The sequence below is a fragment of the Actinomadura violacea genome, from assembly GCF_017573465.1.
Taxonomy (GTDB): domain Bacteria; phylum Actinomycetota; class Actinomycetes; order Streptosporangiales; family Streptosporangiaceae; genus Spirillospora; species Spirillospora violacea.
Window position 1 is genome coordinate 250,144 of record NZ_JAGEPF010000003.1, and the last position, 21,970, is coordinate 272,113.

The following is a 21,970-nucleotide window of genomic DNA, read 5'->3' on the forward strand; positions in this document are numbered from 1 at the left end:
ACTCTCCCGGGTTTGTTTATCGAACGACAAACAAACCCTGTCATGGCCGCGCCGCAGGGGTCAAGGTAAAGTTGATCGAACGACAAACAAGTACGGAGACGCATCCCGATGGGCACTCGCGGCAGGCCGCGCACCTTCGACCCGGACACCGCCCTGCGCCAGGCGCTGGAGGTGTTCTGGGAACGGGGCTACGAGGGCACCTCGCTCAACGACCTGGCGCGGGCCATGGGGATCGCCTCGGCCAGCATCTACGCCTGCTTCGGCAGCAAGGAAGAGCTGTTCCGCAAGGTCATGGCGCTCTATGGCGCGACCTCAGGCGAGCGGCCCAGGCGCGCGCTGCGCGAGCGGCCGACCGCGCGCGCCGCGGTCAACGCCATGCTGCGCGCCACCGCCGACGAGATCACCCGCTCGGACGCCCCGCACTACTGCATGCTCGTCCTCGCGGCGCCGACCGGCGCCGTGGAGAACCATGCGGTCCGGGAGTTCCTGGCCGACCTCCGCCACGGCATGCGCGCCGAGATCGGGGACCGGCTCGCCCGCGGTGTCACCGACGGCGACCTCGCCGTCCCGCCCGCGGGCCTCGACGCCGTCGCCCGCTACTACGCCACCGTGGTGCAGGGTCTTTCCGTTCAGGCCCGCGACGGCGCGACCCGCGACGAGCTGGAAGCGGTCATCACGTGCGCGATGGCGGCCTGGGACGCGCTCATGTCCGCCCCGTCCGGCCAGGTCGTCTAGTCGCTCGTCGCGGGCCGGGCGGTCAGCGCAGTGCGAGGGCGATGACCTGGGTCGGCAGGTCCGGGCCGAAGGCGCCGAAGTTGTCGTCGGCGACCAGGATCAGCGTCCGCTCCCCCGTGCGAAGCCTGGGTCCCCAGGTCATGCCCTCCACGACGCCGGCCTTGCCGAGCCCGGTGTCGGCCAGGTCGACCAGGAGCTTCTTGCGGATGGGCCGCACCCGTGCCGCGTCCGCGAGGGAGTCCACGGACGCGACATCGGTGGTTCCGCGGAGGTCGGCCTCGTAGATGCGGACATCCGTGCTGAGCTTCTGCCCCTCTCCCACTCCGACCTGGCGTTCCAGGACGAGGTAGCGGCCGGAGCCGGAGGGGTCGGCCGCGAGGATGTCGGAGACGCCGTTGGCTCCCGCCGGGGCGGACAGCGGGTCGACCGGGTAGGCGTACTGGCCGAGCACCCGCCCGCCGCGCGTCTGCACCGTGAGCCGGGCCAGTGCTCCCTTGCCCGGTGACGGCTCGGGGCCGTCCTGGAGCATGGGCGCTTCGAGAATGCTGGTCACCAGGGCGCCGGACGCCGCGAAGGTGAACCCCTCGAATCCGCGGTTCTGCCGCGGCCCCTTGTCGCCCGCGGTGATGTGCTCGTTGTCCGGCAGCGGGAGGGACCCGTCGTAGCGGCCGTCCATGCGGGCGCTGCGGATCGAGGGATCGATCAGGACGGGCGCGCCGGCGCCGGTGATGATCCGGTCGCCTTCCTGGCTCCACCACAGCCGCCGCTCCTGCGGGTCGACCCGGACGGCCTCCGGGTCGACGGGCGCCATCGCGTCGCATTCAGCGCGCGTGCTCGTGCATGGGTGCGCCTGCCAGTCCTTCATGGACGGGTAGGACGACCCGTCCGGCCTGCGGAAAGGACTGGTTCCGGTGACCTCCACGGGGCCCAGGCCCGACGGGGAGACGTCGATCCGCGCGGTGTAGAAGCGGGACGGGTCGATCTGCGAGCGGTCGTCGGAGATGAGGACGTACCGCCCGGTGCGGGGGTCGCGGTCGATGCCGGACAGTCCGCCGACGGTCGTTCCCTGGTAGGTGAGGCCGGTCGGGAGCGTCCGGACGCCGAGTAGCCGCACGCGCTCGCGGGGAGCGGCGTCCGCCGGGGCTATGCCCGCCGCGAGGGTGGCCGCCGCAATTCCGGCGGCGAGGAACGTTCGAGAAATCATGGACGGATTGCAACAGCGGTCCGCGGCCCGGCGACACGGCTTTTCCCGGTGTCCGGGAAGCCGTTCTCAAGCTTCAGGGACGCCGTCGAGCATTGTCAGATAATGGCTCAGCTGGACGGACGCATTGAGCATGGCGATTCCCTGCTCGGTGAGCTTTCGCTGCCAGCCGTCCAGGGCGGCGGCCAACGCGCCTGTGCCGCCGGCCTGCCGGATCTGCTGGACGACGGTGCTGATATGGCTCAGCGGATAGCCCCCGCGCCTCAGGAGATGGGCGAGTTCGGCGTCGCGGATATCGGCGGCGTGGAAGACGCGGTAGCCGGTGGCCGGATCGCGGGCGGGCGTGAGGATGCCGGCGCCTTCCCAGTTGCGCAAGGTCGCGGGCGTGACCTGGAGCCGGTGGGCGAGTTCGCCGACGGTGCGGACCTCGGGGCCCTCCGGCGGCCGCGGGGCGGACTCGGTGATCAGGTGATCGACCGCCTTGCGCACCGCGTCGAGGGTGTCGCGGTCGCGGAGCAGCCGGGCGTGGCGGTCGATGGTCGTCAGGGCGTCGCCGAGCGCGCCGCCGTGGACGGCGTTCATGATCCGTCCTGCGGGCGCGTGCCCGTACGCCGGGACGAGGGCGAGGTAGGCGCGCAGCGCCGACGCGTGCGCCTCGGTGTAGATCCGGTACCCGCTCGGGGTGCGTTCGGCGGGCGGGAGGAAGCCGTCCCGCTCGTAGTTGCGCACCGCCTGGGTCGAGATCCCGTGCTCGCGCGCGAGGTCGGTTGGTCGCAAGGGTCATCACCGGTTTGAGACTTTACCGGACGTTCATGCCGGATGATCCTGCAAAGTCTCCACCGAATTTTCAGAGATACGATTGCGACACATGACTCAGGACATTCGCGGGTTCGTGCCCGCGTCATGCGAGCTGCTGGGGCTCGGCGAGCCGACGCACTTCGAGCCGGCCTTCGGGCTGGTCCGCAACGAGCTGCTCGTCCAGCTGATCGACCGCGGTTTCCGGTCGGTCGCTCTGGAGACCGACCGCGTGGCCGCCCTCGCCGTGGACGACTTCGTCCGGCACGGCACCGGGACCCTCGACGCCGCGATGAGCGAGGGCTTCTCCCACGACTTCGGGGAACTGGACGCCAACCGGCGGCTGGTCGCCTGGATGCGCGAGTACAACCAGGACCGGCCGTTCGAGGAGCGTCTTGCCTTCCACGGCTTCGACGCTCCGATGGAGACGATGAGCGCGCCCAGTCCGCGCCCGTACCTCGAGTACGCCCGCGACCGCCTCGGGCTCGACCTCGACATCGCGGGGCCGGCCGGCGACGACGAACGGTGGAGCCGCACGGAAGCGGTCATGGACCCGGCCATGTCGATCGGCTCGACGCCTGAGGCTGAGAAACTGCGGTCGGTCGCCGACGACATGCTCAACCTGCTCTACGCGAGGGCACCGGAATTGATCGCGGCGAGTTCACGCGCCGAATGGCAGAAGGTCAGGGTGCATCTCACCGCCGGCCTCGGCTTGCTGCGGTATCACAAACAGTCGTCCCAGCCCTTCGAGCAGGCGGAACGTATTTCCCTTCTGGGGGCGACGCGGGACGCGCTGATGGCGCAGAACCTCCTCGACATCCGCGATGCCGAGGCCCGGCGAGGCCCGACGCTGGTGTTCTCTCACAACCGCCACCTGCAGCGGGAAATCTGCATCATGTCCATGGCGGATATGGAGACCAGATGGTTCGGTGTGGGCGCAATTCTCGGGTCCCTGATCGGCGACCGGTACGCCTTCATCGCCGGCAGCCTCGGCCGGAGCGAGACCATCGGGCTCCAGGAGCCCGCCTCGGACACCTACGAGGGCTCGCTGCAGGAGCGCGTCAGCACGTGGGGCCTGGTAGAGGCCGGTTCGGTCGCGCCGGCCCGCACCCGCACCGACTCCGCCCCGCACCATTACTTCCCCCTCGACCGCGAGACGCTCGGCACGGCGGACGCGGTGCTGCACGTCAACGACGGCGCGGCGGCCGTCCCGTCGCCGTAGAACCGGACGTCCCGTCCGGGGACGGCCCCTGCCCGGACCGGCTCGCCTTGGGGCGGGCGCGCAGGTGTGCGCGCTCGCCCTGGCTGCCGAAGAGGACGAGGAACTCGACCGGGTCGGCGTCGACGGCGCCGAACCAGTGCGGCAGCCGCGTGTCGAACTCGGCGGCCTCGCCGGGCGACAGCGTCAGGTCGTGCTCGCCGAGCAGGACGCGCAGCCGCCCGTTGAGGACGTAGAGCCATTCGTAGCCCTCGTGGGTCTGCGGCGTCGGCTCCCTGCGGTCGCTGCCTGCGGGGATGACGAGCTTGTAGGCCTGGATGCCGCCGGCGCGGCGGGTCAGCGGCAGCATGGTCATGCCGTTGCGGACGACGGGCCGCAGGTGGATCCGCGGGTCGCCGGTGGGCGGGGCGTCCACGAGCTCGTCGAGGGTGACGCCGTACGCCTTGGCCAGCGGGAACAGCAGTTCCAGCGTGGGCCGGCGGGCGCCGGACTCCAGCCGCGACAGCGTGCTGACCGAGATGCCGGTCGACGCCGACAGGTCGGTCAGCGTGATCTCCCGCTCGTGGCGCAGGGAGCGCAGGCGTGGCCCGACCGCGTCGAGCGCCTGGTCGAGGTCGTCGTCCATGCGCCCCAGTTTGCCATACCGGCAACGAGGTTTGCGGTTTCCGGCGGCGGGTTCGCATAGTGGCCGCGGAGGTGGTCAAGATGGCCGAACGGCTGAACGAAGGCTATGACGTGGTGGTCGTCGGCGGCGGAGCCGCCGGGCTGAACGGCGCCCTGATGCTCGCCCGGTCGCGGCGGTCGGTCGTGGTGCTCGACGCGGGATTCCCGCGCAACGCGCCCGCCGAGGGCGTGCACGGGCTGCTGGCCCGGGACGGGATGCCACCGGCCGAGCTGCTGGAGCGCGGCCGGGCCGAGGTCCGCCGCTACGGTGGGCAGGTCGTGGCCGGAACCGTCACCGAGGCGGCGCGCGACACCGGCGGCTTCACCGTCGGCCTGGCCGACGGGCGGACCGTCCGGGCGCGCCGGCTGCTGGTGACCACCGGCCTGGTCGACGAGCTGCCGGACGTCCCCGGGCTGCGGGAGCGGTGGGGCCGGGACGTGCTGCACTGCCCGTACTGCCACGGCTGGGAGGTCCGCGACCAGGCGGTCGGCGTCCTGGCGGGCGGGCCGATGTCGGTGCATCAGGCTCTGCTTTTCCGGCAGCTCAGCGACGATGTGACGTTCTTCTGCCACACCGCGCCGCGGCCGTCCGGTGAGCAGGCCGAGCAGCTGGCGGCCCGCGGCATCCGCGTGGTGGAGGGCGAGGTGGCGGCACTGGAGGTCGCCGGCGACCGGCTCACCGGCGTCCGGCTGGCCGACGGGACGGTGGTCGCCCGCGATGCGCTGGTGGTGGGGCCGCGGATGGCCCTCCGCGCAGGTTTCCTCGCGGGGCTCGGGCTGCGGCCGGCGGAGCATCCGTCGGGCGCCGGCGAGTACCTGCCGGCCGACGCGGCAGGCCGCACCGACGTGCCGGGGGTGTGGTCCGCGGGCAATGTGACCGACCTGTCGGCCCAGGTCGGCGCCGCCGCGGCGGCGGGCGCGATGGCCGGCGCCCAGATCAACGCCGACCTGGTCGCGGAAGAGACCCGGGACGCCGTGGACGCCGCGCGCCACGCCCCCTTCTCGGCCGAGTCCGAGGCACGCGCCTGCGAGGCGGTGGCGGGCGACAGCCGGCACGGCTTCTAGCCGGGGGACGTCAGGGTTGCGCGGAGGGACGCCTCCATGTCATCTTGAACCAGTCGTTCCAAGATGACACGGAGGCGGAGCGCGCTCGCCTCCCGGCCCCCATGAGGAGAACCGATGACCGAGTTCACCGTGTACGACGAGACCGACGCCCCGGAGGCCGCGCGCCCGCACCTGGAGGCGGCGAAGAAGCGGATGGGGTTCGTCACCACCCTGAACGGAGTGATGGCCGAGTCGCCGGAGCTGCTGGCCGGGTACAACGCGCTGTCGGAGCTGTTCGGCCGGTCGTCGCTGCCGAGGAACGCCAAGCACGTCGTGTGGATCACCGTGAGCGTGCTGAACGGCTGCGAGTACTGCGTGGCCGCCCATTCGACGCTCGCGCTGCGGTCCCGCGTCCCGGGCGAGGTCATCGAGGCGCTGCGCGGCGGGCGCGCGCTGGACGAACCGGCGCTCGAGGCGGCCCGCGTGTTCACCCGCGCGATGGTCGAGCAGCGGGGCTGGGTGGACGACGCGCAGGTCGAGGCGTTCCTCACCGCCGGATACACCCGCCGCCACGTCCTGGACGTCGTTCTCGGGGTCGGCATGAAGACGCTGTCGAACTACACCAACCACATCGCGCACACCCCGCTGGACCCTGCGTGGAAGGACCAGGAGTGGGCGGCGCCCACGACCGCCTGACGCGCGGCCGCGCCGCGGCTCAGCGCACCGACACGCTCTGGTGCGTGGCGGCCAGCAGCCGCAGCGCGGCGTGCGACGGGGAGCCCTCCTCGACGGTGTGCGCGATCAGCGCCTGGTCGGGGTCGTCGGGCAGCCGGAGGGTCTCGAAGCCGAGGTCGAGGGTGCCGACGACGGGGTGCCGGTAGACGTAGCGGCCGTGCGTCTTCTCCTTGAGCCCGTGCTCGGCCCAGATCTCGCGGAACTCGGGGCTGGCGGCCGACAACTCCTCGACCAGCGCCGCGGCGGCCGGGTCGCCGGGATGCCGGCCGACGTCCAGCCGCAGGTAGCCGACGATGTCGGCGGCCTTCCCGCGCCAGTCGGCGTACAGGCTGCGCATGCCCTCGTCCAGGAACACCATGCGGGCGAAGTTGCGCTCGGCGGGCGCCAGCGCCCCGAAGTCGGTGATCAGCGCGGCGGCCAGGTCGTTCCACGCCAGCACGTTGGTGTAGCGGCCGACGACGTAGACGGGCACGTCGGCGGTGGAGTCCAGCAGCCGCCGCAGCCCGGGCCGGACCCCTTGGGGTTCCGGCGCGGGCGCGCCGGCGGGCTCGGTGTACGGGCGGGCCAGGCGGTACAGGTGGCCGCGTTCGACGTCGTCGAGCCGCAGGGCGCGGGCGACCGCGTCCAGGACGGCCTCGGAGAAGTGCAGGGTGCGGCCCTGCTCCAGCCGGACGTAGTGGTCGACGCTGACGCCGGCGAGCCGGGCCAGCTCCTCGCGGCGCAGGCCGGGGACGCGGCGCCGGCCGCCGTAGTCGGGCAGTCCGAGTTCCTCGGGCTTCAACCGGGCCCTGCGTGAGCGCAGGAACTCGCCGAGTTCCGCTCGCCTGTCGAGTGCCATGGACCGATTATCCCGTGCCGTCCCCTCATGCCGGGGCGCCGGAACCTGGTCATGCCGTGCCTAGGCAACGGCCGCCACTGGGTAGCGCCGCGCGCGCCGACAACAGTGATCATCACGAACTTCCCCGACCGGAGGAGCAAGGGAAATGATCACAACGCGTCCGCTCGGCGGCACCGGAATGGACGTCACCACCGTCGGGTTCGGCTCCTGGGCGGTGGCGGGGCCGGGCTGGCGGTTCGGCTGGGGCGCAACGGACGATGCCGAGTCCGTCGAGGCGATCCGGCACGCGATCGGCTCCGGCGTCAACTGGATCGACACCGCGGCGGTGTACGGGCTGGGGCATTCCGAGGAGCTGGTCGGCAAGGCGATCGCCGGGCTGCCGGAGTCCGAGCGGCCCTTCGTGTTCACCAAGGCCGGCCTGGTCTGGGACCCCGCCGACCCGCAGGCCGCGCCGCGGCGGATCATGAAGCCGGCGAGCGTGCGCCGGGAGGTGGAGGACTCGCTGCGGCGGCTCGGCGTGGAGCGCATCGACCTGTACCAGGTGCACTACCCCGACACCGGCGAGTCGCTGGAGTACGCCGGCGACGGCAGCGGCCCGGTGTCGCCGAACGCCACGCCGCTGGAGGAGTACTGGCAGGTCATGGCGGACCTGAAGGCCGAGGGGAAGGTCCGCGCGATCGGGCTGTCCAACCACTCCCCCGACCTGCTGGATCGCGCGGAGAAGGTCGCGCACGTGGACGCGGTGCAGCCGCCGTTCTCGGCGATCAACCGGTCCGCGGCCGCGGAGATCGCCTGGGCGCACGCGCACGGCACCGGCGTGATCGTCTACTCGCCGCTGCAGTCGGGGCTGCTGACCGGCGCGTTCTCCGCCGAGCGGGTCGCGTCGCTGCCCGCCGACGACTGGCGCACCGCGCACCGCGACTTCACCACCGGGCTGGCGGCGAACCTGCGGCTGGCGGACGCGCTGCGGCCCGTCGCCGAACGCCGCGGCGCGACCGTCCCGGAGGTCGCGATCGCCTGGACGCTGGCCTGGCCCGGCATCACCGGCGCGATCGTCGGCGCCCGCAAGCCCGGCCAGGTGGACGGCTGGATCGGCGCCGGATCGGTCGAGCTGGCGCCCGCCGACATCGAGGAGATCGCCGCGGCGATCACCGAGTCCGGCGCGGGCGACGGCCCCGCCCGTCCCTGAGAACCCCACCCGTTGCTCGAACCGCCACACCCGCTAAGGAGAATCGCCATGTCCTTGACCGTCGTCGCCGAATGCCTCGCCTCGCCCGGCCAGGAGGACCGGCTCCGCACCGCCCTGGAGGCGATGATCGAGCCGTCCCTGGACGAGCCGGGATGCCTGGCCTACCGCCCCTACGCCGACCCGAACCGCCCCGCGCGGATGGTGGTCGTCGAGGAGTGGACGGGCCCCGCCGCGCTGGACGAGCACTTCACCACGCCGCACTTCCGGCACGTCGAGCAGGTGCTCGGGGAGATCCTCGCCGAGCCGATGACGATCCGGCGGCTCGTCCCGGCCGCCGGCTGAGCCCGCGCGGACCGGGCATGACGCGATCGCGGTTGCGTTAGTCTCGCCGTCGCGCGGAAACAAGTGGGACGAGGGGGACTATTCATGCCGCAGGGTTCGCATGCCACGATCAGGGAGTTCACCGTCACCGGCCCCGAAGCGGGCCCTTACGGAATAACCGCCGGTCCGGACGGAGCGCTGTGGTTCACGCTGGTGCATGAGGGCCGGGTCGGGCGGATGCCCCCCGGCGGCCCGGCGGACCTCCATCCGGCCGAACCCGTCGAGGCGGGGCCGATGAACATCACGGCGGGGCCGGACGGCGCGCTGTGGTTCACCGGGTTCCGCGGCGACCGCGTCGGCCGGATCGACACCGCCGGCCGGGTGACCCAGTTCGAGGTCCCGGCCGGCGGTCCGTGCGGCATCGCCGCCGGACCCGACGGCGCGCTCTGGTTCACCCTCATGCGCACCGACCGCGTCGGCCGCATCACCACCGCCGGCGAGATCACCGAGTTCCCGCTCCCGACCTCCGGCGCGATGCCGTCCATGATCACGGCCGGTCCGGACGGCGCGCTCTGGTTCACCCTCAACCAGGGCAACGCCGTCGGGCGCATCACGCCCGGCGGCGACATCGCCGTGCACGCCCTGCCGACCGAGGGCGCCGCGCCCGTCGGGATCACCGCCGGCCCGGACGGCGCGCTGTGGTTCGCCGCGATCGGCACCGGGCACATCGGCCGGATCACCACGGACGGCAAGGTCACCGAGTTCCCGCTGCCCAACCCGGCGGCGCGTCCGCACGCGATCGTCACCGGGCCGGACGAGGCGCTGTGGTTCACCGAGTGGGGCACCGCGCACATCGGCCGCATCACCCCCGAGGGCCGCATCGACGAGCATCCGCTGCCGCGGCCCGGCTGCGAGCCGCACGGCATCGCGCTCGGCCCGGACGGCGCCCTGTGGGTCGCGCTGGAGACCGGCGCGCTCGCCCAAGTCGTACCCGGCTGAGCCGTGCTCGCCTGAGCCGTGCCCGGTTGAGTCGTGCCCGCCTGACCGGGCGCCCGCGCGGGAGCCCGGGGAAGGTTCCAGCGCGGGCGAAACGTCCGCGGGACACCGTGGACGCATGAGATCGCCGACCGACTCGAACGCCCGGACCCGGCCCGAGACGACGACGCCGGTCCCCCGCCGCGGCGCCATGCTCGCCGTCCTGTGCGCCGGGATGTTCCTCGTCCTGCTCGACGTGACGATCGTCAACGTCGCCCTCCCCGGCATCGGCCGCGCGCTCGGCACCGGCCTGCCCGGGCTGCAGGGCGTCGTCGACGGGTACGCGGTCGCGATCGCCGGGCTGCTGCTCGGCGGCGGCGCGCTCGGCGACCGGATCGGGCACCGCCGGATGCTGCTGATCGGGCTCGGCCTGTTCGGGGTGGCGTCGCTGGCGTGCGGATGCGCGCCCGCCGCCGGGCCGCTGATCGCGGCGCGCGTCGTCCAGGGGGCGGGGGCCGCGCTGCTGCTGCCCGGGGGCCTCGCCGTCATCACCGCGGTGTACCCGGGACGGGCGGAGCAGGCCCGGGCGCTCGGCGTGTGGGCGGGCGTCTCCTCCACGGCGCTGCCCGCGGGACCGCTGCTGGGCGGTGCCCTGGTCGACTCCGCGGGCTGGCGGTGGATCTTCCTGCTGAACGTGCCGATCGTCGCCGCCGCGATCGCGGGGGTCCTGGCCGTCGTCCGGGAGCCGCACCGGGAACGTCCGCAAGGCGCGCGGCCGCCGCTGGACCGGGCCGGGACGGCGCTGGCGCCGCTGACCCTCGGCGGGCTGGTGTGGACGGTCATCGCCGCAGGCCACGGGCACCACGGCCAGGCGGCCGCGACGGCGGCCGGCACGATCGCCGCGGCGGCGGCGTTCGTGTGGGCCGAGCGCCGCGCGGCGGCGCCGATGGTGCCGGGCGGGCTGCTGCGCGCCCCGGCGTTCCTCGGCGCCAACGGCATCGCGCTGGCGATGAACCTGGTCACCAACGGCGTGCTGTTCGTCGCGACGCTCAGGCTGCAGCAGGCCGAGCACCACTCGGCGTTCACCGCCGGGATGCTGCTGCTGCCGATGGCGGTGCCGCTGGCGCTGCTCGCGCCGGTCAGCGGCCGGCTCACCGCCCGGTTCGGCACCCGCCTCCCGCTCGCCGCGGGCACCGCGCTCGCCGCCGCCGGATGCCTCAGCCTGCTGCGGGTCGGCGCCGGCGGCGCCTACCCGGTGCTGCTGCCGACGCTGCTGGCCATCGGGATCGGCGACGGACTCATCGTGACGGCGGTGGTCGCGGCGGCGATGCGCGCCGTCCCGCCCGCCCACGCCGGGCTGGCGGGCGGGTTCAACAACACCGCCCGCCAGGTCGGGACGGCCCTGGGCGTCGCGGTGTACGGGGCGGTCGCCGGCCCGGCGCTCCGGCCGCATTTCACCGCGGGCCTGCACGCGCTGGCATGGGTGAGCACCGGGCTGTGGCTCGCCGCGCTCGCGCTCACCCGGATCGTCCCGAACCGCTGAAATTCGGTTGGCACGACCGGACGGGTTCGTTAGAACAGTCGGCATGCTCCGCAAATACCCCCGCACCCGGCACATCGAGGGCTCCCGGCTGCAGCCGGGGGACCACGACCTGGCCGCGCGGCCGTTCTCGGCGATCGCCGGACGGTACCTGGTGGTGGAGGAGAAGCTCGACGGCGCCAACTGCGGCATCAGCTTCTCCGCCGAAGGGGAACTGCGGCTGCAGAGCCGCGGCCACTACCTGACCGGCGGGCCCCGCGAACGGCAGTTCGGGCCGCTGAAGGCGTGGGCGGCGTCCGTCCAGCACGTCCTGCGGGAACGGCTCGGCGACCGTTACGTCATGTACGGGGAATGGCTGTACGCCAAGCACACCGTTTTCTACGATGCGCTCCCCCACTATTTCTGCGAATTCGACGTCCTCGACCAGCGCGACGGGACGTTCCTGTCCACCGCGCGGCGCCGCGAACTGCTGGCGGGGACACCGGTGGTGTCGGTGCCCGTCCTGCACGAGGGGACGCTCCCGGATCTCGCCGCGCTGACGGCGTTCGTCGGGCCGTCCACGTGCCGCACCCCCGACTGGCGGGACGCGCTGCGCGCGGCGGCGCAGGCGGGCGGCGCCGATCCCGACCGGGTCGCCGCCGAGACCGACAAGTCCGACGAGATGGAAGGCCTCTACATCAAGGTGGAGGAGGACGGGGAGACCGTCGACCGCTACAAGTGGGTCCGGCCGAGCTTCCTGACCGCCATCCTCGACTCGGGTACGCACTGGCAGGAGCGTCCGATCGTCGCCAACGGCCTGGCCGACCCGGAGGTGCTGTATGCGGGTGTTCGCTGACCTGTGCCCGGCGCCGCCGCACTGGGACGTACCGTGGGACGAGATCCGCGAGGCGTTCGGTTGGGTGCGCGAGATGGCGGGCGTCCCGCAGGACGCGGTGTTCCACGGCGAGGGCGACGTCGAGGTCCACACGCGGATGGCGTGCGAGGCGCTCGCCGCCCTGCCGCAGTGGCGGGCCCGTCCGGCGGACGAGCGGGTGCGGCTTTTCACGACGGTGCTGATGCACGACATCGCCAAGCCGCACTGCACCCGCACCGAGGACGACGGCCGCATCACCGCGCGCGGCCATTCGCGCCGCGGCGACCTGATGGTCCGCCGCATCCTGTGGGAGATGGGCGCGCCCGTCGCGTGGCGCGAGCACGTCGCCGCGCTGATCCGCCACCACCAGGTGCCGTTCTGGGCGCTGGAGCGCCCCGACCTGCAGAAGATCGCGTTCCGGGTGAGCCTGCTGGCCCGCAACGACGACCTCGTGCTGCTGGCGTCCGCCGACATCCTCGGCCGGATCTGCCCCGACACCGACGAACTGCTGGAGAACGTCGCCCTGTACGGGGAGTACTGCGCCGAGCAGCGGTGCCTGGACGGGCCGCGCGCGTTCCCGTCCGACCACGCGCGGTTCTGGTACTTCCGCAAGGACGACCGCGACCCCGACTACGACGCCTACGACGACTCCCGCTGCACGGTGACGGTCCTGTCGGGCCTGCCGGGCGTCGGCAAGGACCACTGGATCGCCGCGAACCGCCCGGACGTGCCGGTGGTCAGCCTGGACCGGCTGCGCACCGAGATGGGCGTGTCCCCCGCCGGCGACCAGCGCGCGGTCGCCGCCGCGGCGCACGAGCTGGCCCGCGAGCATCTGCGCGCCGGCCGGTCGTTCGTGTGGAACGCCACGAACGTGTCGCGGACGCAGCGCGAGCAGTGCACCGGGCTCATCGCCGGCTACCGCGGCCGGGTGGAGCTGGTGGCGCTGGAGGCGCCGCCGGAGGTGCTGCGCGACCGCAACCGGGGGCGGACGGCCCCCGTGCCGGACGCGGTCGTCGACCGGCTCGTCCGCCGCTGGGAGACGCCCGACCCGACCGAGGGGCACCGCGTCGACTGGCTCACGACGGCCTGAGACCGGGCTCGTCCTCTAGAGTCCACAGGTGCGCTTGTATCTGTCCTCCTTCCGCGTCGGCCGCCACCCCGACCGGCTGCTCGGCCTGCTGCCGGCGCCGAAGGGAGCCGAGGCCGTCGTGATCGCCAACGCCCTGGACGCGCACTCCGAGGACGACCGGCGGGCCGGAGTCGGGAGCGAGATCGCCGCCCTGACCGCGTTGGGGCTGCGCCCGACCGAGATCGACCTGCGACGGTACTTCGGCCGGCCCGCCGCCGATGTCGCCGCGGAGCTGGCCCGCTTCCCACTGGTGTGGGCCCGGGGCGGCAACGCCTTCATGCTGCGCTACGCGCTGGCGCGCAGCGGCGCCGACGCCGCGCTCACCGAGCTGCTCGAACGCGATGCGCTCGTCTACGCGGGTTACAGCGCGGGCGGTTGCGTGCTGGCGCCGAGCCTGCGCGGGCTGGAGGCGTGCGACGATCCGTCCGACGTCGCCCGCGTCCACGGGGAGCCGCCGGTGTGGGAGGGGCTGGGGGTCCTCGATCACGTACTGGTCCCCCATGTCGACTCCCCTGGGCATCCGGAGTCGGAGGTGCTGACGGCCGTCGCCGCCCGCTACCGCGACGAAGGCGTCCCCCATCGGCCGCTGCGCGACGGCCAGGTCCTGGTGGTTGACGGCGCGGAGTCCCAGGTGCACTGACACTGGACGGGCAGGGGGCCGCCGGGCGATACCGGCGGCCCCCTTGGCTCAGTGCTGGGTGCGGTGGGCGTTCAGATGGCGAGCGGTGGCCAGGTGCGGCGCGGGGCTCGCCGGCGCCGGAACGGCCGATGCCGGGTTGGCACCGAAGATCCCGGTGAACAGGTCGGTGCTGTTGGTCGCGGGGCCGGTCTCGTTGGTCTCGATCACCGCGGGCTGGAACCCGTGCCCGGCGACCGCGACGCTCTCGTAGTCACCGAGGAAGTGGCCCCACCCGGCGTACGGCGCCTTCAGCCAGTCGAAGACGCGGGAGATCCGGCGCTCGGACGGGCGGTTCTCGCCGCCGCGCGGGAAGGTGAGGTACCACATGGCGGTCGGCAGCGTGCCGGTGTCGCCGGGCTGCAGGTAGCGAAGGTCGACGTAGGTGATCGCGACCGTCCCGCGGGCGTTCACCGCGATGGACGGGGTGAACGCCGGCGCCTTCGGCGCCTGGTTGATGCGCGCCGGGGCCGACCAGGTACGGCCCGCGTCGGTGGAGTGGACGAGCTGGATCTGGTCGTAGGAGCCGGTCGGGTCGGCGCCCTCGAACGTCGCGTACAGCTCGCCGGTCCGCGGGTCGACGGCGGCACTGATGAGGTTGGCGCCGCCCCGCAGCGCCTTGGCCGGGTCGTCGGGGGCGTTGGGGTCGACCTCCGGCACGGAGGTGTCGGGGGCGATCGTGACGGGCTTGCTCCACGTCCGTCCCTGGTCCTTGGAGGTGACCACGGCGAAGTGCAGGTCGACCGGCTGGGTGGCGTTGACGTCGCTGTAGGTCTGCCATTCGAAGAAGTCGTACAGGACGTCGCGCCGGGCGTCGGCGACGATGACGTTGCCGATCGTCTGGGAGTTCGGGACGACGCCGGTGTCCACGAACGGGCGCGCGGGCGTCCAGGTGCGTCCGTGGTCGCGGGTGATGGCGATGTAGGACGGCCCGGTGTAGTGCGCGCCGGGCCCCGTGGTCACCTGGTCGATGCGGTCCCACACCTGGTAGGCGGTGCCGGGGTGGCGCGGGTCGGCGGTGACGGAGTTCTTGTCGTCGACGATGGAGGGATCGGTGTCGTCGATGAGCTGAGTGGTGCGGCTCCAGGTGCGGCCGCCGTCGAAGGAGGTTGCGGCGCCGACGCCGTTGCGCGCCGTGGACACGTCGAAGTCCAGGCCGCTGGCGTAGGCGACGCCGTCGGGACCGAAGTCCACCCACGCGTCGGAGGCCCGTTCGTAGTTCAGGCCGCCGGGGGCGCACTTGCTGAACGGCAGCGGGGTCTTGGTGAAGTGCCGGCCGTCGCGGCTGTAGGAGGCGGCGACGCCCTTGGCGCCGCCGTCCGACCAGCGGTCCTGCTGGTAGACGGAGATGACCCGTCCGGGGTGGTGCGGGTCGGCGGCGATCCAGGGCTCCACTTCGGAGCCCGGGTAGACGGTGCCGTCCGGGGTGGCGCCGGCGGTGCAGGCGGCGTAGGGATCTCCGGGCGAGATCGGATGGACGGGCTGTGCGGCCGGGCCGGGGGCCGCCTGCGCCGCGGGCGCGGTGGCGAGGGCGGAGCCGAGCAGCAGCGCTGCCGCGATCGTTGTACGGGTCGTCATCGGAGGGAGCTCCTCGGGGGTCAGTGGAGCGCTGAGAGGAACGCCCTGGCGGAACGTAGATCCGCCTCAGCAGGCCCACAAGACCCGATGACCGACCCTGGACACCCGCGCCCGGTCCGGATCCGGCCAGGCGGGAACTGATCGGCGTGGTGGATCGTCAAGGCGCCGCCGTCCCGATGCGCCTGGAACATCCCGTGATGTCGGTGTTCAGCGGCGGTCATCCGTATTGTGTATTGTGAATGTCGGTTTTGACATATGAGACGCCGGGCGGGGAGGCTCGGACCGTGCCCGATCATGAGACCGGCGCCGCGCGCGCCGACCGGGTCGCCCTGGTCACCGGGGCCGGCTCGGGCATCGGCGCCGCCGTCGCGGCCGCCCTGCTGGACGCCGGCTGGCGGGTCGCGCTCGCCGGACGCCGCGCCGACCGCCTGGAAGGGACCGCCGCCAGCGCCGCCGCCGGCCGGGCGCTGCCCGTCCCCGCCGACGTCACCGACCCCGCATCGGTCGAGGCGCTGTTCGGCGCCGTCGCCGAGCACTGGGGACGGCTGGACCTGCTGGTCAACAACGCCGGGGTGTTCGGCGCGCCGCAGCCGGTCGAGGAGTTCTCGCACCGCGAGTGGCGGACCGTCCTGGACACCAACCTCACCGGCACGTTCCTGTGCGCCCAGCAGGCGTTCCGCATGATGAAGGAGCAGGACCCGCCGGGCGGCCGAATCATCAACAACGGGTCGCTGTCGGCGCACACCCCGCGTCCCCTGTCGGCCGCCTACACCGCCAGCAAGCACGCGATCACCGGCCTCACCAAGACGCTGTCGCTGGAGGGCCGCCCCTACCGCATCGCATGCGGGCAGATCGACGTCGGCAACGCCGCCACGGAGATGACCGGCCGGTTCGGGTCCGGCACCCTGCAGGCCGACGGGTCGGTGAAGGCCGAGCCGGTGATGGACGTCCGGCACGTCGCCGACGCCGTCCTCTACATGGCGGGCCTGCCGCTGGACGCCAACGTCCAGTTCATGTCGGTGCTGGCCACCGCGATGCCCTCCTTCGTCGGCCGCGGCTAGCGGCCTGGCTCGCCGCATCCCACGTTTAGCTCCCGACCAGGGGGAACGGGTCTGCCAAGCTTCGCAACCGACAGCACGCGGAGGGGGCCTGAGGCCATGAGCACCCTGCGGACACACGACGGCCGGAGCGCCGCCGAGATCACCGGGGCGTCCGGGCAGGACACCGGACGCGCCCCCGAGTTCCTCAACGGGAGCAGGCGCGACGCCGGGACGGGCGAGCTCGTCCGGCAGGCGACCCAGCAGGTGTCGGAACTGATGCGCGCGGAACTGCGGCTCGCCGTGGCGGAACTGAAGGACAAGGGCCGGCATGCCGGCACCGGCGCCGGCATGTTCGGCGGCGCGGCGCTGGTCGCCCTGTACGGGGCGGGAGCGCTGCTGGCCGCCGCGATCGCGGCGATCGCGCTGGTGCTGCCCGTGTGGGCCGCCGCCCTCATCATCGGCGGTTTCCTGGTGCTGGTGGCGGGCGTGCTGGGCCTGCTCGGCATGGCGCAGACCAAGCGGGCGACGCCCGCCAAACCCGAACGGGCGATGGACGAGGCGCGCCTGACCGTCGCGGACCTGAAGGAGAGGGCGACGCACCGATGACCACCCAGAGCAGGCACGGCGCCGACGCCGGCACCGAGGAGCTGCGCCAGGACGTCGACCGGGCCCGCCAGGAGCTCGGGGACACCGTCGAGGCGCTGGCGGCCAAGGCCGACGTCAAGGCGATGGCCCGCGACAAGGCCGACCAGGCCCGGGAGATGGCCCGCGAGCGCGCCCTGCGCGCCCGCCGGGTCGTCGCGTCCCGGCAGGCCCGCACCCGCGCCGCGCAGGGCGGCGCCGCCGTCGCGGCGGCCGGCGCCGTCGCCGCGCTGACGGTGTGGATGCGGCACCGCCGCGCCGCGCAGGCGCGGCTGAGCCACCGGCTGCGCAGGGGCCCGGTGCAGGTCCGGGTGCGCCGCGCGCAGCGCGCCCCGGTCCGCGTGCGCCGGACCGGGCGCGGACCGCTGAAACTCTGAGAGAGGATCCCCCGGCATGCGCAGGCCCGCCGCGCCCACCGATCTGCCCGTCCCCTCGTGGCGAAACGCCGCCAAGCGCGCCTTCGGGGCGTACCAGCGCGACAACCTCTCGGACCGCGCCGCGGCCCTCACCTACTACGCCATCCTGTCGATCTTCCCGGCGATGCTGGTGGTGGTGTCGCTGGTCGGGCTCGGCGGCAAGTCGGTCACCAGCGACCTCATCGACAACATCAACGGGATCGCGCCGGGCGCGGTGAAGAACGTCCTGGTCAGCGCCATCACGCAACTGCAGAACAACCGCGCCGGGGCGGGGGTCGCCGCGATCGTCGGCATCCTGGCCGCGATCTGGTCGGCGTCGGGGTACGTGGGCGCGTTCATGCGGGCGTCCAACGCCATCTACGGCATCCCCGAGGGCCGGCCGATCTGGAAGACGGTGCCGCTGCGGGTCGCCGTCACGATCGTCACGCTGGTGCTGCTGTCGGCGTCGGTCATCGCGGTGATCGTGTCCGGGCCGCTGGCCCGCAAGGTCGGCGACCTGCTCGGGCTCGGCTCGACGGCGGTGACGGTCTGGGACATCGTCAAGTGGCCCGTGATGCTGGTCGTCGTCAGCTTCCTGTTCGCGCTGCTGTACTGGGCGGCGCCCAACGCCAAGCGCGGATTCCGGTGGGTCACCCCGGGCGGCGCGCTGGCGATCCTGCTGTGGCTGGCGGCGTCGGGGCTGTTCGCGGCGTACGTGACGAACTTCTCCAATTACAACAAGACCTACGGCAGCCTCGCCGGCATCATCATTTTCCTGGTGTGGTTGTGGATCACGAACCTGGCGATCCTGCTGGGCGCGGAGATGAACGCCGAACTCGAACGCGGCCGCGCCATCGCCGCCGGACGGCCTGGGGGCCGCGAGCCCTATGTGGAATTCCGTGACACCCGCGGATTCAGCGACGAGGAGAAGCGCGAGACCGGCGTCGCGGACGGCCGGGAGCGGGACGGCCGGAACACCGGCGGCCGGGAGGGCCGGCACGGCGCGACGCGGTCCTGACCCGGGGGTGAGGCCCATGGGGCGGGTAGGCGGCCGGATGGTTACCGGGGAACCACGGGTCGCCGAACGCCGAGACGGGTGAATAGGATCGGCGCGTGCTGCGTCCCACCTTTCCCATCGAGACCGAGCGCTTGGCGCTGCGTCCGTTCCGAGAGGACGACCTGGACAGCCTGTACGCCTACCAATCCCTTCCCGAGGTCGCGCGTTTCCTGTATTGGGAGCCGCGTGACCGGGAGGAGTCGCGGTCGTTCCTGCGGGAGAAAATGGCTGCCTCGTCCCTGGAGAAGGAAGGCGACTGGCTCGTGCTGGCGGTCGAATGGCGCGAGACCGGCGACCTGGTCGGCGAGGTCAATCTGCAGTGGCGCAGCCGCGAGCACCAGCAGGGCGAGATCGGCTACATCCTGAACCCGTCGTTCCACGGCAAGGGGTTCGCGACGGAGGCGGCCGGGGTGGTGCTGCGGCTGGGGTTCGAGGGACTCGGGCTGCACCGGATCGTCGGGCGGCTGGACGGCCGCAACACCGCGTCCGCGCGGGTGCTGGAGCGGCTCGGGATGCGCCGCGAGGCGCACCTGGTGCAGAACGAGATCGTCAAGGGCGAGTGGACCGACGAGGTCGTCTACGCGATGCTGCGCGAGGAGTGGGAGGCCCGCGCCGCCGACTCCGACGGGCCGGGTGGCGAGCCCGCGCAGGACTGACGGGTTCGGCACGGGTCAGCGGCCCGCCTGCTCGTCCAGGTGTCGGGCGAGGTCGCGGACGTGCCCGCGCAGTTCGGCGGGGCGCCGGACGACGAACGGCATGCCGAGGCCGGCGAGCATGCGCGCCATGCCGTCCAGGTGCTCGGCGCGGGTCGTCATGAGCACTCCCCCGCCGGTCTCGGTGAGCGTGGCGACGGTGGCGGGGATCCGGCGGCGCGCCTGCTCAAGGGTGGTCTCCAGCAGCACCTCGACCTCGTGCGCCCACGGGACGCCGGCCAGCGACCGGGTCACGTGCCCGACGGGGTCGGCGTCGGCGGGGATCTCATAGTCGCCGGCTTCGGCGGTGCCGGTCACCGCGGTGCCGGTCTCGGCGGTGGCGGGCTCGGCGGAGGCGATGCGGTCGACGCGGAAGGTGCGGACCTCGCCGCTGCGGTGGTCGTGGCCGGTGGCGTACCAGCGTCCGGAGTGGAACACCAGGCCGTAGGGGTCCAGGTCGCGTTCGGAGTCGGCGCCCTGCCAGGACCGGTACCGCAGCCGGACGCGGCGACGTTCGCGGACGGCGGCGGCCAGGGTGAGCAGGACACCGGTGGACGGCGCGGCGGCGTCACGGGCGGCGAGCGTGAACCCGAGGGTCTCGCGGAGCGCCTGGACGCGGCCGCTCAGCGCGGCGGGCAGCACCCGCTGCACCTTGGCGAGCGCGCTCTCGGTCGCCTGCCCGGGCAGGCCGAGGCGGCGCCCGGCCAGCAGCCCGAGCACGACCGCGACGGCCTCGTCGTCGGTGAGCATCAGCGGCGGCAGCTTGTAGCCGGGCATGAGCCGGTAGCCGCCGTGCCGGCCGCGTTCGGCGACGACGGGCACGCCGAGGTCGTCGAGGCGTGCGGCGTAGCGGCGGACGGTCCGCTCGTCGACGCCGAGCCGCCGCGCCAGGTCCGTCCCGGTCAGGTGGTGGTGGGCCTGCAGCAGCTCCAGCATCGCCAGGACGCGGGTCGTCGGGTGGGACCGGCCGGGCTCGGCCGCGGGATGTGACACGGACCACTCCCAAAATCCGGGCGGGTTCTGTCCGGTATTGAGCCTAGCGTGAGGAGCACATCCGCAAGGGAAAGGGCTTTGACATGGCGACGTTCGTACTGGTTCCAGGGTTCTGGCTGGGCGCGTGGGCGTGGGAGGAGGTCGCCGCTGAGCTGCGCGAGGAGGGCCACGAGGCGCTCCCGCTGACGCTGACGGGACTGGCGGAGCGGGCGGGCGAGCTGACGCCGGAACTGGGGCTGGACGTCCACATCGCCGACGTCGTCGCCGCCGCCGAGGGCGCCGGGCCGGGGCCGGTGGTCCTGGTCGCGCACAGCGGCGCGAACATGGCGGTCACCGGCGCCGCCGACCGGGTCCCGGACCGGGTGTCGCGCGTGGTCTACGTCGACAGCGGGCCCATGCCGTCCGGGAAGGCGGGCATCGACTTCCGCTCCCCCGACGACCGCGCCGAGCTGGAGAAGACCGTGGCCGGGGAGGGCGGCGGGTGGACGATCCCGGTGCCGCCGTTCGACGCGGACGCCGACCCGGTCAACCTCGCGGGCCTCGACGAGGACCGGCTCGCGGAGATCCGGCGGCGCGGCACCCCGCAGCCGTTCGCGACCGTGACGCAGCCGCTCGAGCGGCCCGAGCCGCTGCCGGACACGCCGCGCACGCTCGTCGCGTGCACCATTCCGCTCGCGGCGGTGCGGCAGATGGCGAGCGGCGGCAACCCGGTGTTCGCGATGATGACCGGCCCCGGCTGGACGCACCGGGAGCTGCCGACCGGGCACTGGCCGATGTTCTCCAAGCCGCGCGAGCTCGCCGCGCTGCTCGCGAAGTCCGCCGCGCAGGAGTGAGGCGCGCAGGAGTGAGGCGCGCAGAGGTCCACCGCGCCTGAGTGAGGCGCGGCCGCGGTCAGGCGTCTTTCGGGGCGGGGGCGATCGGCCCGGTGCGGCGCGCTTCGCGGGCGGTCTCGCCCGGCACGACCAGGACGCGGGCGGCGCAGGCCAGCAGCGTGCCGATCCCCCACCCGGCCAGCGCGTCGGTCGGCCAGTGGTAGCCGAGCGCGACGACGGCGACGGCGACCAGCCCGGCCAGGGAGTGTGCGGCGATCGTCCAGCCGCGTCGCGCACCGGCCATCGCGGCGATGAACAGCAGGCAGGCGGCGGCGTTGGCGGCGTGCCCGGACGGGAACGACAGGTGCCCGGCGGCGAACAGCTCGTCGCGGCCGTACAGCGGCGCGGTCCGCGCGAACAGCACCTGCGCGGCGCGCACGACCAGCTCGGTGCAGGCCAGCCACACGCCGGCGCGGAGCAGCAGCGGGACGCTGCGATGCCGCCAGGCGGCGGTGAGGGCGGTGATACCGGCGAGGCTGCCGACGATCCAGTACTGGCCGCCGTTGACGATCGTGCGCCACGTCCAGTGCCAGGCGCCGGTGCGGGGCGGCAGGCCGCCGGAGAACACCCAGTGGTCCAGGTGGCGCAGGGGGCCGCCGGCGAGCACGTCCAGGACGGCCGCGGCCGTGGCGAGGGCCGCGGCCGCCGCCAGTGCCCGGGGCGGCCGGCGGCCGGCGCGGCCGCCCCCCTGCCGTCGCGCCCGCATCCCTCGATCCTGCCCCATGCGCGGGGCCGGTCATGCCGAGACGTGGCTCACACACCCGGCCGCCGCTCACCTGCCCGCTCCG

Annotated in this window: 24 protein-coding genes; 17 read left to right on the forward strand and 7 right to left on the reverse strand. The window is 73.4% G+C overall.

All coding sequences use genetic code 11. The annotated features are described in order from the left end of the window. The first annotated feature begins 108 nt into the window (after positions 1-108). On the forward strand, positions 109-735 hold the full coding sequence (locus J4709_RS05120) for a TetR/AcrR family transcriptional regulator (RefSeq protein WP_208237457.1): 627 nt from the start codon (positions 109-111) through the stop codon (positions 733-735). Positions 736-757: 22 nt separating this feature from the next. Here J4709_RS05120 and J4709_RS05125 read toward each other — a convergent pair whose 3' ends face one another. Beyond that, positions 758-1,939 carry an esterase-like activity of phytase family protein gene (locus tag J4709_RS05125; protein ID WP_208237459.1) on the reverse strand — a complete coding sequence of 394 codons (1,182 nt, stop codon included), beginning with the start codon at positions 1,937-1,939 and terminating at the stop codon, positions 758-760. A gap of 66 nt (positions 1,940-2,005) precedes the next feature. Continuing rightward, positions 2,006-2,713, reverse strand: a complete 708-nt coding sequence (locus tag J4709_RS05130; RefSeq protein WP_208237461.1) for a MerR family DNA-binding transcriptional regulator — start codon at positions 2,711-2,713, stop codon at positions 2,006-2,008. Positions 2,714-2,804: 91 nt separating this feature from the next. Here J4709_RS05130 and J4709_RS05135 point away from each other — a divergent pair, with 91 nt between their 5' ends. Then, a complete protein-coding gene (locus J4709_RS05135; protein WP_208237463.1) occupies positions 2,805-3,953 on the forward strand; it encodes an erythromycin esterase family protein in 1,149 nt (382 codons plus the stop codon). Here J4709_RS05135 and J4709_RS05140 read toward each other — a convergent pair. After that, a complete protein-coding gene (locus J4709_RS05140; RefSeq protein ID WP_208237465.1) occupies positions 3,919-4,575 on the reverse strand; it encodes a helix-turn-helix domain-containing protein in 657 nt (218 codons plus the stop codon). The genes J4709_RS05135 and J4709_RS05140 overlap by 35 nt on opposite strands. 80 nt (positions 4,576-4,655) lie before the next feature. Here J4709_RS05140 and J4709_RS05145 point away from each other — a divergent pair, with 80 nt between their 5' ends. Then, entirely contained in the window at positions 4,656-5,678 is a 1,023-nt protein-coding gene (locus J4709_RS05145) for an NAD(P)/FAD-dependent oxidoreductase (protein ID WP_208237467.1), read from the forward strand. A 114-nt stretch (positions 5,679-5,792) separates the two neighbouring features. Further along, on the forward strand, positions 5,793-6,353 hold the full coding sequence (locus J4709_RS05150; RefSeq protein ID WP_208237469.1) for a carboxymuconolactone decarboxylase family protein: 561 nt from the start codon (positions 5,793-5,795) through the stop codon (positions 6,351-6,353). A gap of 19 nt (positions 6,354-6,372) precedes the next feature. On the opposite strand, the gene J4709_RS05155 is transcribed toward J4709_RS05150, so the two are convergent. Then, the gene (locus J4709_RS05155; protein WP_208237471.1) at positions 6,373-7,230 is read right to left on the reverse strand and encodes a helix-turn-helix transcriptional regulator; all 858 of its coding nucleotides are present in this window, start codon (positions 7,228-7,230) and stop codon (positions 6,373-6,375) included. Between the two features lie 145 nt (positions 7,231-7,375). On the opposite strand from J4709_RS05155, the gene J4709_RS05160 reads away from it, so the two are divergent. From J4709_RS05160 to J4709_RS05190, 7 genes are all read left to right on the forward strand, one after another. Then, positions 7,376-8,419 (forward strand): aldo/keto reductase, encoded by a 1,044-nt coding sequence (locus J4709_RS05160; protein WP_232383006.1) that lies wholly within the window; start codon positions 7,376-7,378, stop codon positions 8,417-8,419. Between the two features lie 48 nt (positions 8,420-8,467). After that, positions 8,468-8,761 carry a putative quinol monooxygenase gene (locus J4709_RS05165; protein ID WP_208237473.1) on the forward strand — a complete coding sequence of 98 codons (294 nt, stop codon included), beginning with the start codon at positions 8,468-8,470 and terminating at the stop codon, positions 8,759-8,761. Between the two features lie 84 nt (positions 8,762-8,845). Beyond that, positions 8,846-9,739, forward strand: a complete 894-nt coding sequence (locus J4709_RS05170) for a Vgb family protein (protein ID WP_208237474.1) — start codon at positions 8,846-8,848, stop codon at positions 9,737-9,739. 115 nt (positions 9,740-9,854) lie between these two features. Continuing rightward, on the forward strand, positions 9,855-11,258 hold the full coding sequence (locus J4709_RS05175; protein WP_208237476.1) for an MFS transporter: 1,404 nt from the start codon (positions 9,855-9,857) through the stop codon (positions 11,256-11,258). Between the two features lie 43 nt (positions 11,259-11,301). Further along, positions 11,302-12,090: an RNA ligase family protein gene (locus J4709_RS05180; RefSeq protein WP_208237478.1), complete on the forward strand. Its 789-nt coding sequence runs from the start codon at positions 11,302-11,304 to the stop codon at positions 12,088-12,090. After that, the gene (locus J4709_RS05185) at positions 12,074-13,198 is read left to right on the forward strand and encodes an AAA family ATPase (RefSeq protein ID WP_208237480.1); all 1,125 of its coding nucleotides are present in this window, start codon (positions 12,074-12,076) and stop codon (positions 13,196-13,198) included. The genes J4709_RS05180 and J4709_RS05185 overlap by 17 nt, the downstream gene beginning before the upstream one ends. A 28-nt stretch (positions 13,199-13,226) precedes the next feature. Continuing rightward, entirely contained in the window at positions 13,227-13,877 is a 651-nt protein-coding gene (locus J4709_RS05190) for a Type 1 glutamine amidotransferase-like domain-containing protein (protein WP_208237482.1), read from the forward strand. Positions 13,878-13,925: 48 nt separating this feature from the next. On the opposite strand, the gene J4709_RS05195 is transcribed toward J4709_RS05190, so the two are convergent. Next, a complete protein-coding gene (locus tag J4709_RS05195) occupies positions 13,926-15,491 on the reverse strand; it encodes a sialidase family protein (protein ID WP_208237484.1) in 1,566 nt (521 codons plus the stop codon). 284 nt (positions 15,492-15,775) lie between these two features. Between J4709_RS05195 and J4709_RS05200 the strand changes: the two genes are divergently transcribed. The 5 genes from J4709_RS05200 to J4709_RS05220 all read left to right on the forward strand — a co-directional run bounded on the left by J4709_RS05200 (position 15,776) and on the right by J4709_RS05220 (position 19,281). Then, positions 15,776-16,552, forward strand: a complete 777-nt coding sequence (locus tag J4709_RS05200) for an SDR family oxidoreductase (RefSeq protein ID WP_307800979.1) — start codon at positions 15,776-15,778, stop codon at positions 16,550-16,552. A 96-nt stretch (positions 16,553-16,648) separates the two neighbouring features. Further along, entirely contained in the window at positions 16,649-17,137 is a 489-nt protein-coding gene (locus J4709_RS05205; protein ID WP_173093032.1) for a phage holin family protein, read from the forward strand. Then, a complete protein-coding gene (locus J4709_RS05210; protein ID WP_208237488.1) occupies positions 17,134-17,550 on the forward strand; it encodes a DUF3618 domain-containing protein in 417 nt (138 codons plus the stop codon). Before J4709_RS05205 ends, J4709_RS05210 begins: the two co-directional genes overlap by 4 nt. Positions 17,551-17,566: 16 nt before the next feature. Next, a complete protein-coding gene (locus J4709_RS05215; RefSeq protein WP_208237489.1) occupies positions 17,567-18,586 on the forward strand; it encodes a YihY/virulence factor BrkB family protein in 1,020 nt (339 codons plus the stop codon). 95 nt (positions 18,587-18,681) lie between these two features. Next, positions 18,682-19,281, forward strand: a complete 600-nt coding sequence (locus J4709_RS05220; RefSeq protein WP_208237491.1) for a GNAT family N-acetyltransferase — start codon at positions 18,682-18,684, stop codon at positions 19,279-19,281. Positions 19,282-19,296: 15 nt separating this feature from the next. Here J4709_RS05220 and J4709_RS05225 read toward each other — a convergent pair whose 3' ends face one another. After that, on the reverse strand, positions 19,297-20,310 hold the full coding sequence (locus tag J4709_RS05225; protein WP_307800980.1) for a helix-turn-helix transcriptional regulator: 1,014 nt from the start codon (positions 20,308-20,310) through the stop codon (positions 19,297-19,299). Between the two features lie 83 nt (positions 20,311-20,393). On the opposite strand from J4709_RS05225, the gene J4709_RS05230 reads away from it, so the two are divergent. Continuing rightward, complete coding sequence (locus J4709_RS05230) at positions 20,394-21,143, forward strand: alpha/beta fold hydrolase (protein WP_208237493.1); 750 nt, start codon at positions 20,394-20,396, stop codon at positions 21,141-21,143. Positions 21,144-21,201: 58 nt separating this feature from the next. Here the strand turns inward: J4709_RS05230 and J4709_RS05235 are convergent, their stop codons facing one another. Continuing rightward, positions 21,202-21,888, reverse strand: coding sequence for a phosphatase PAP2 family protein (locus tag J4709_RS05235; RefSeq protein WP_208237495.1), 687 nt, complete (start codon positions 21,886-21,888; stop codon positions 21,202-21,204). Positions 21,889-21,970 lie beyond the last annotated feature (82 nt).

Coding starts and splice junctions, on each gene's coding strand:
- J4709_RS05120 (WP_208237457.1), top strand. CDS start 109: ATGGGCACTCGCGGCAGGCCGCGCACCTTCGACCCGGACACCGCCCTG.
- J4709_RS05125 (WP_208237459.1), bottom strand. CDS start 1,939: ATGATTTCTCGAACGTTCCTCGCCGCCGGAATTGCGGCGGCCACCCTC.
- J4709_RS05135 (WP_208237463.1), top strand. CDS start 2,805: ATGACTCAGGACATTCGCGGGTTCGTGCCCGCGTCATGCGAGCTGCTG.
- J4709_RS05140 (WP_208237465.1), bottom strand. CDS start 4,575: ATGGACGACGACCTCGACCAGGCGCTCGACGCGGTCGGGCCACGCCTG.
- J4709_RS05145 (WP_208237467.1), top strand. CDS start 4,656: ATGGCCGAACGGCTGAACGAAGGCTATGACGTGGTGGTCGTCGGCGGC.
- J4709_RS05150 (WP_208237469.1), top strand. CDS start 5,793: ATGACCGAGTTCACCGTGTACGACGAGACCGACGCCCCGGAGGCCGCG.
- J4709_RS05155 (WP_208237471.1), bottom strand. CDS start 7,230: ATGGCACTCGACAGGCGAGCGGAACTCGGCGAGTTCCTGCGCTCACGC.
- J4709_RS05160 (WP_232383006.1), top strand. CDS start 7,376: ATGATCACAACGCGTCCGCTCGGCGGCACCGGAATGGACGTCACCACC.
- J4709_RS05165 (WP_208237473.1), top strand. CDS start 8,468: ATGTCCTTGACCGTCGTCGCCGAATGCCTCGCCTCGCCCGGCCAGGAG.
- J4709_RS05170 (WP_208237474.1), top strand. CDS start 8,846: ATGCCGCAGGGTTCGCATGCCACGATCAGGGAGTTCACCGTCACCGGC.
- J4709_RS05175 (WP_208237476.1), top strand. CDS start 9,855: ATGAGATCGCCGACCGACTCGAACGCCCGGACCCGGCCCGAGACGACG.
- J4709_RS05180 (WP_208237478.1), top strand. CDS start 11,302: ATGCTCCGCAAATACCCCCGCACCCGGCACATCGAGGGCTCCCGGCTG.
- J4709_RS05185 (WP_208237480.1), top strand. CDS start 12,074: ATGCGGGTGTTCGCTGACCTGTGCCCGGCGCCGCCGCACTGGGACGTA.
- J4709_RS05195 (WP_208237484.1), bottom strand. CDS start 15,491: ATGACGACCCGTACAACGATCGCGGCAGCGCTGCTGCTCGGCTCCGCC.
- J4709_RS05205 (WP_173093032.1), top strand. CDS start 16,649: ATGAGCACCCTGCGGACACACGACGGCCGGAGCGCCGCCGAGATCACC.
- J4709_RS05210 (WP_208237488.1), top strand. CDS start 17,134: ATGACCACCCAGAGCAGGCACGGCGCCGACGCCGGCACCGAGGAGCTG.
- J4709_RS05215 (WP_208237489.1), top strand. CDS start 17,567: ATGCGCAGGCCCGCCGCGCCCACCGATCTGCCCGTCCCCTCGTGGCGA.
- J4709_RS05230 (WP_208237493.1), top strand. CDS start 20,394: ATGGCGACGTTCGTACTGGTTCCAGGGTTCTGGCTGGGCGCGTGGGCG.
- J4709_RS05235 (WP_208237495.1), bottom strand. CDS start 21,888: ATGCGGGCGCGACGGCAGGGGGGCGGCCGCGCCGGCCGCCGGCCGCCC.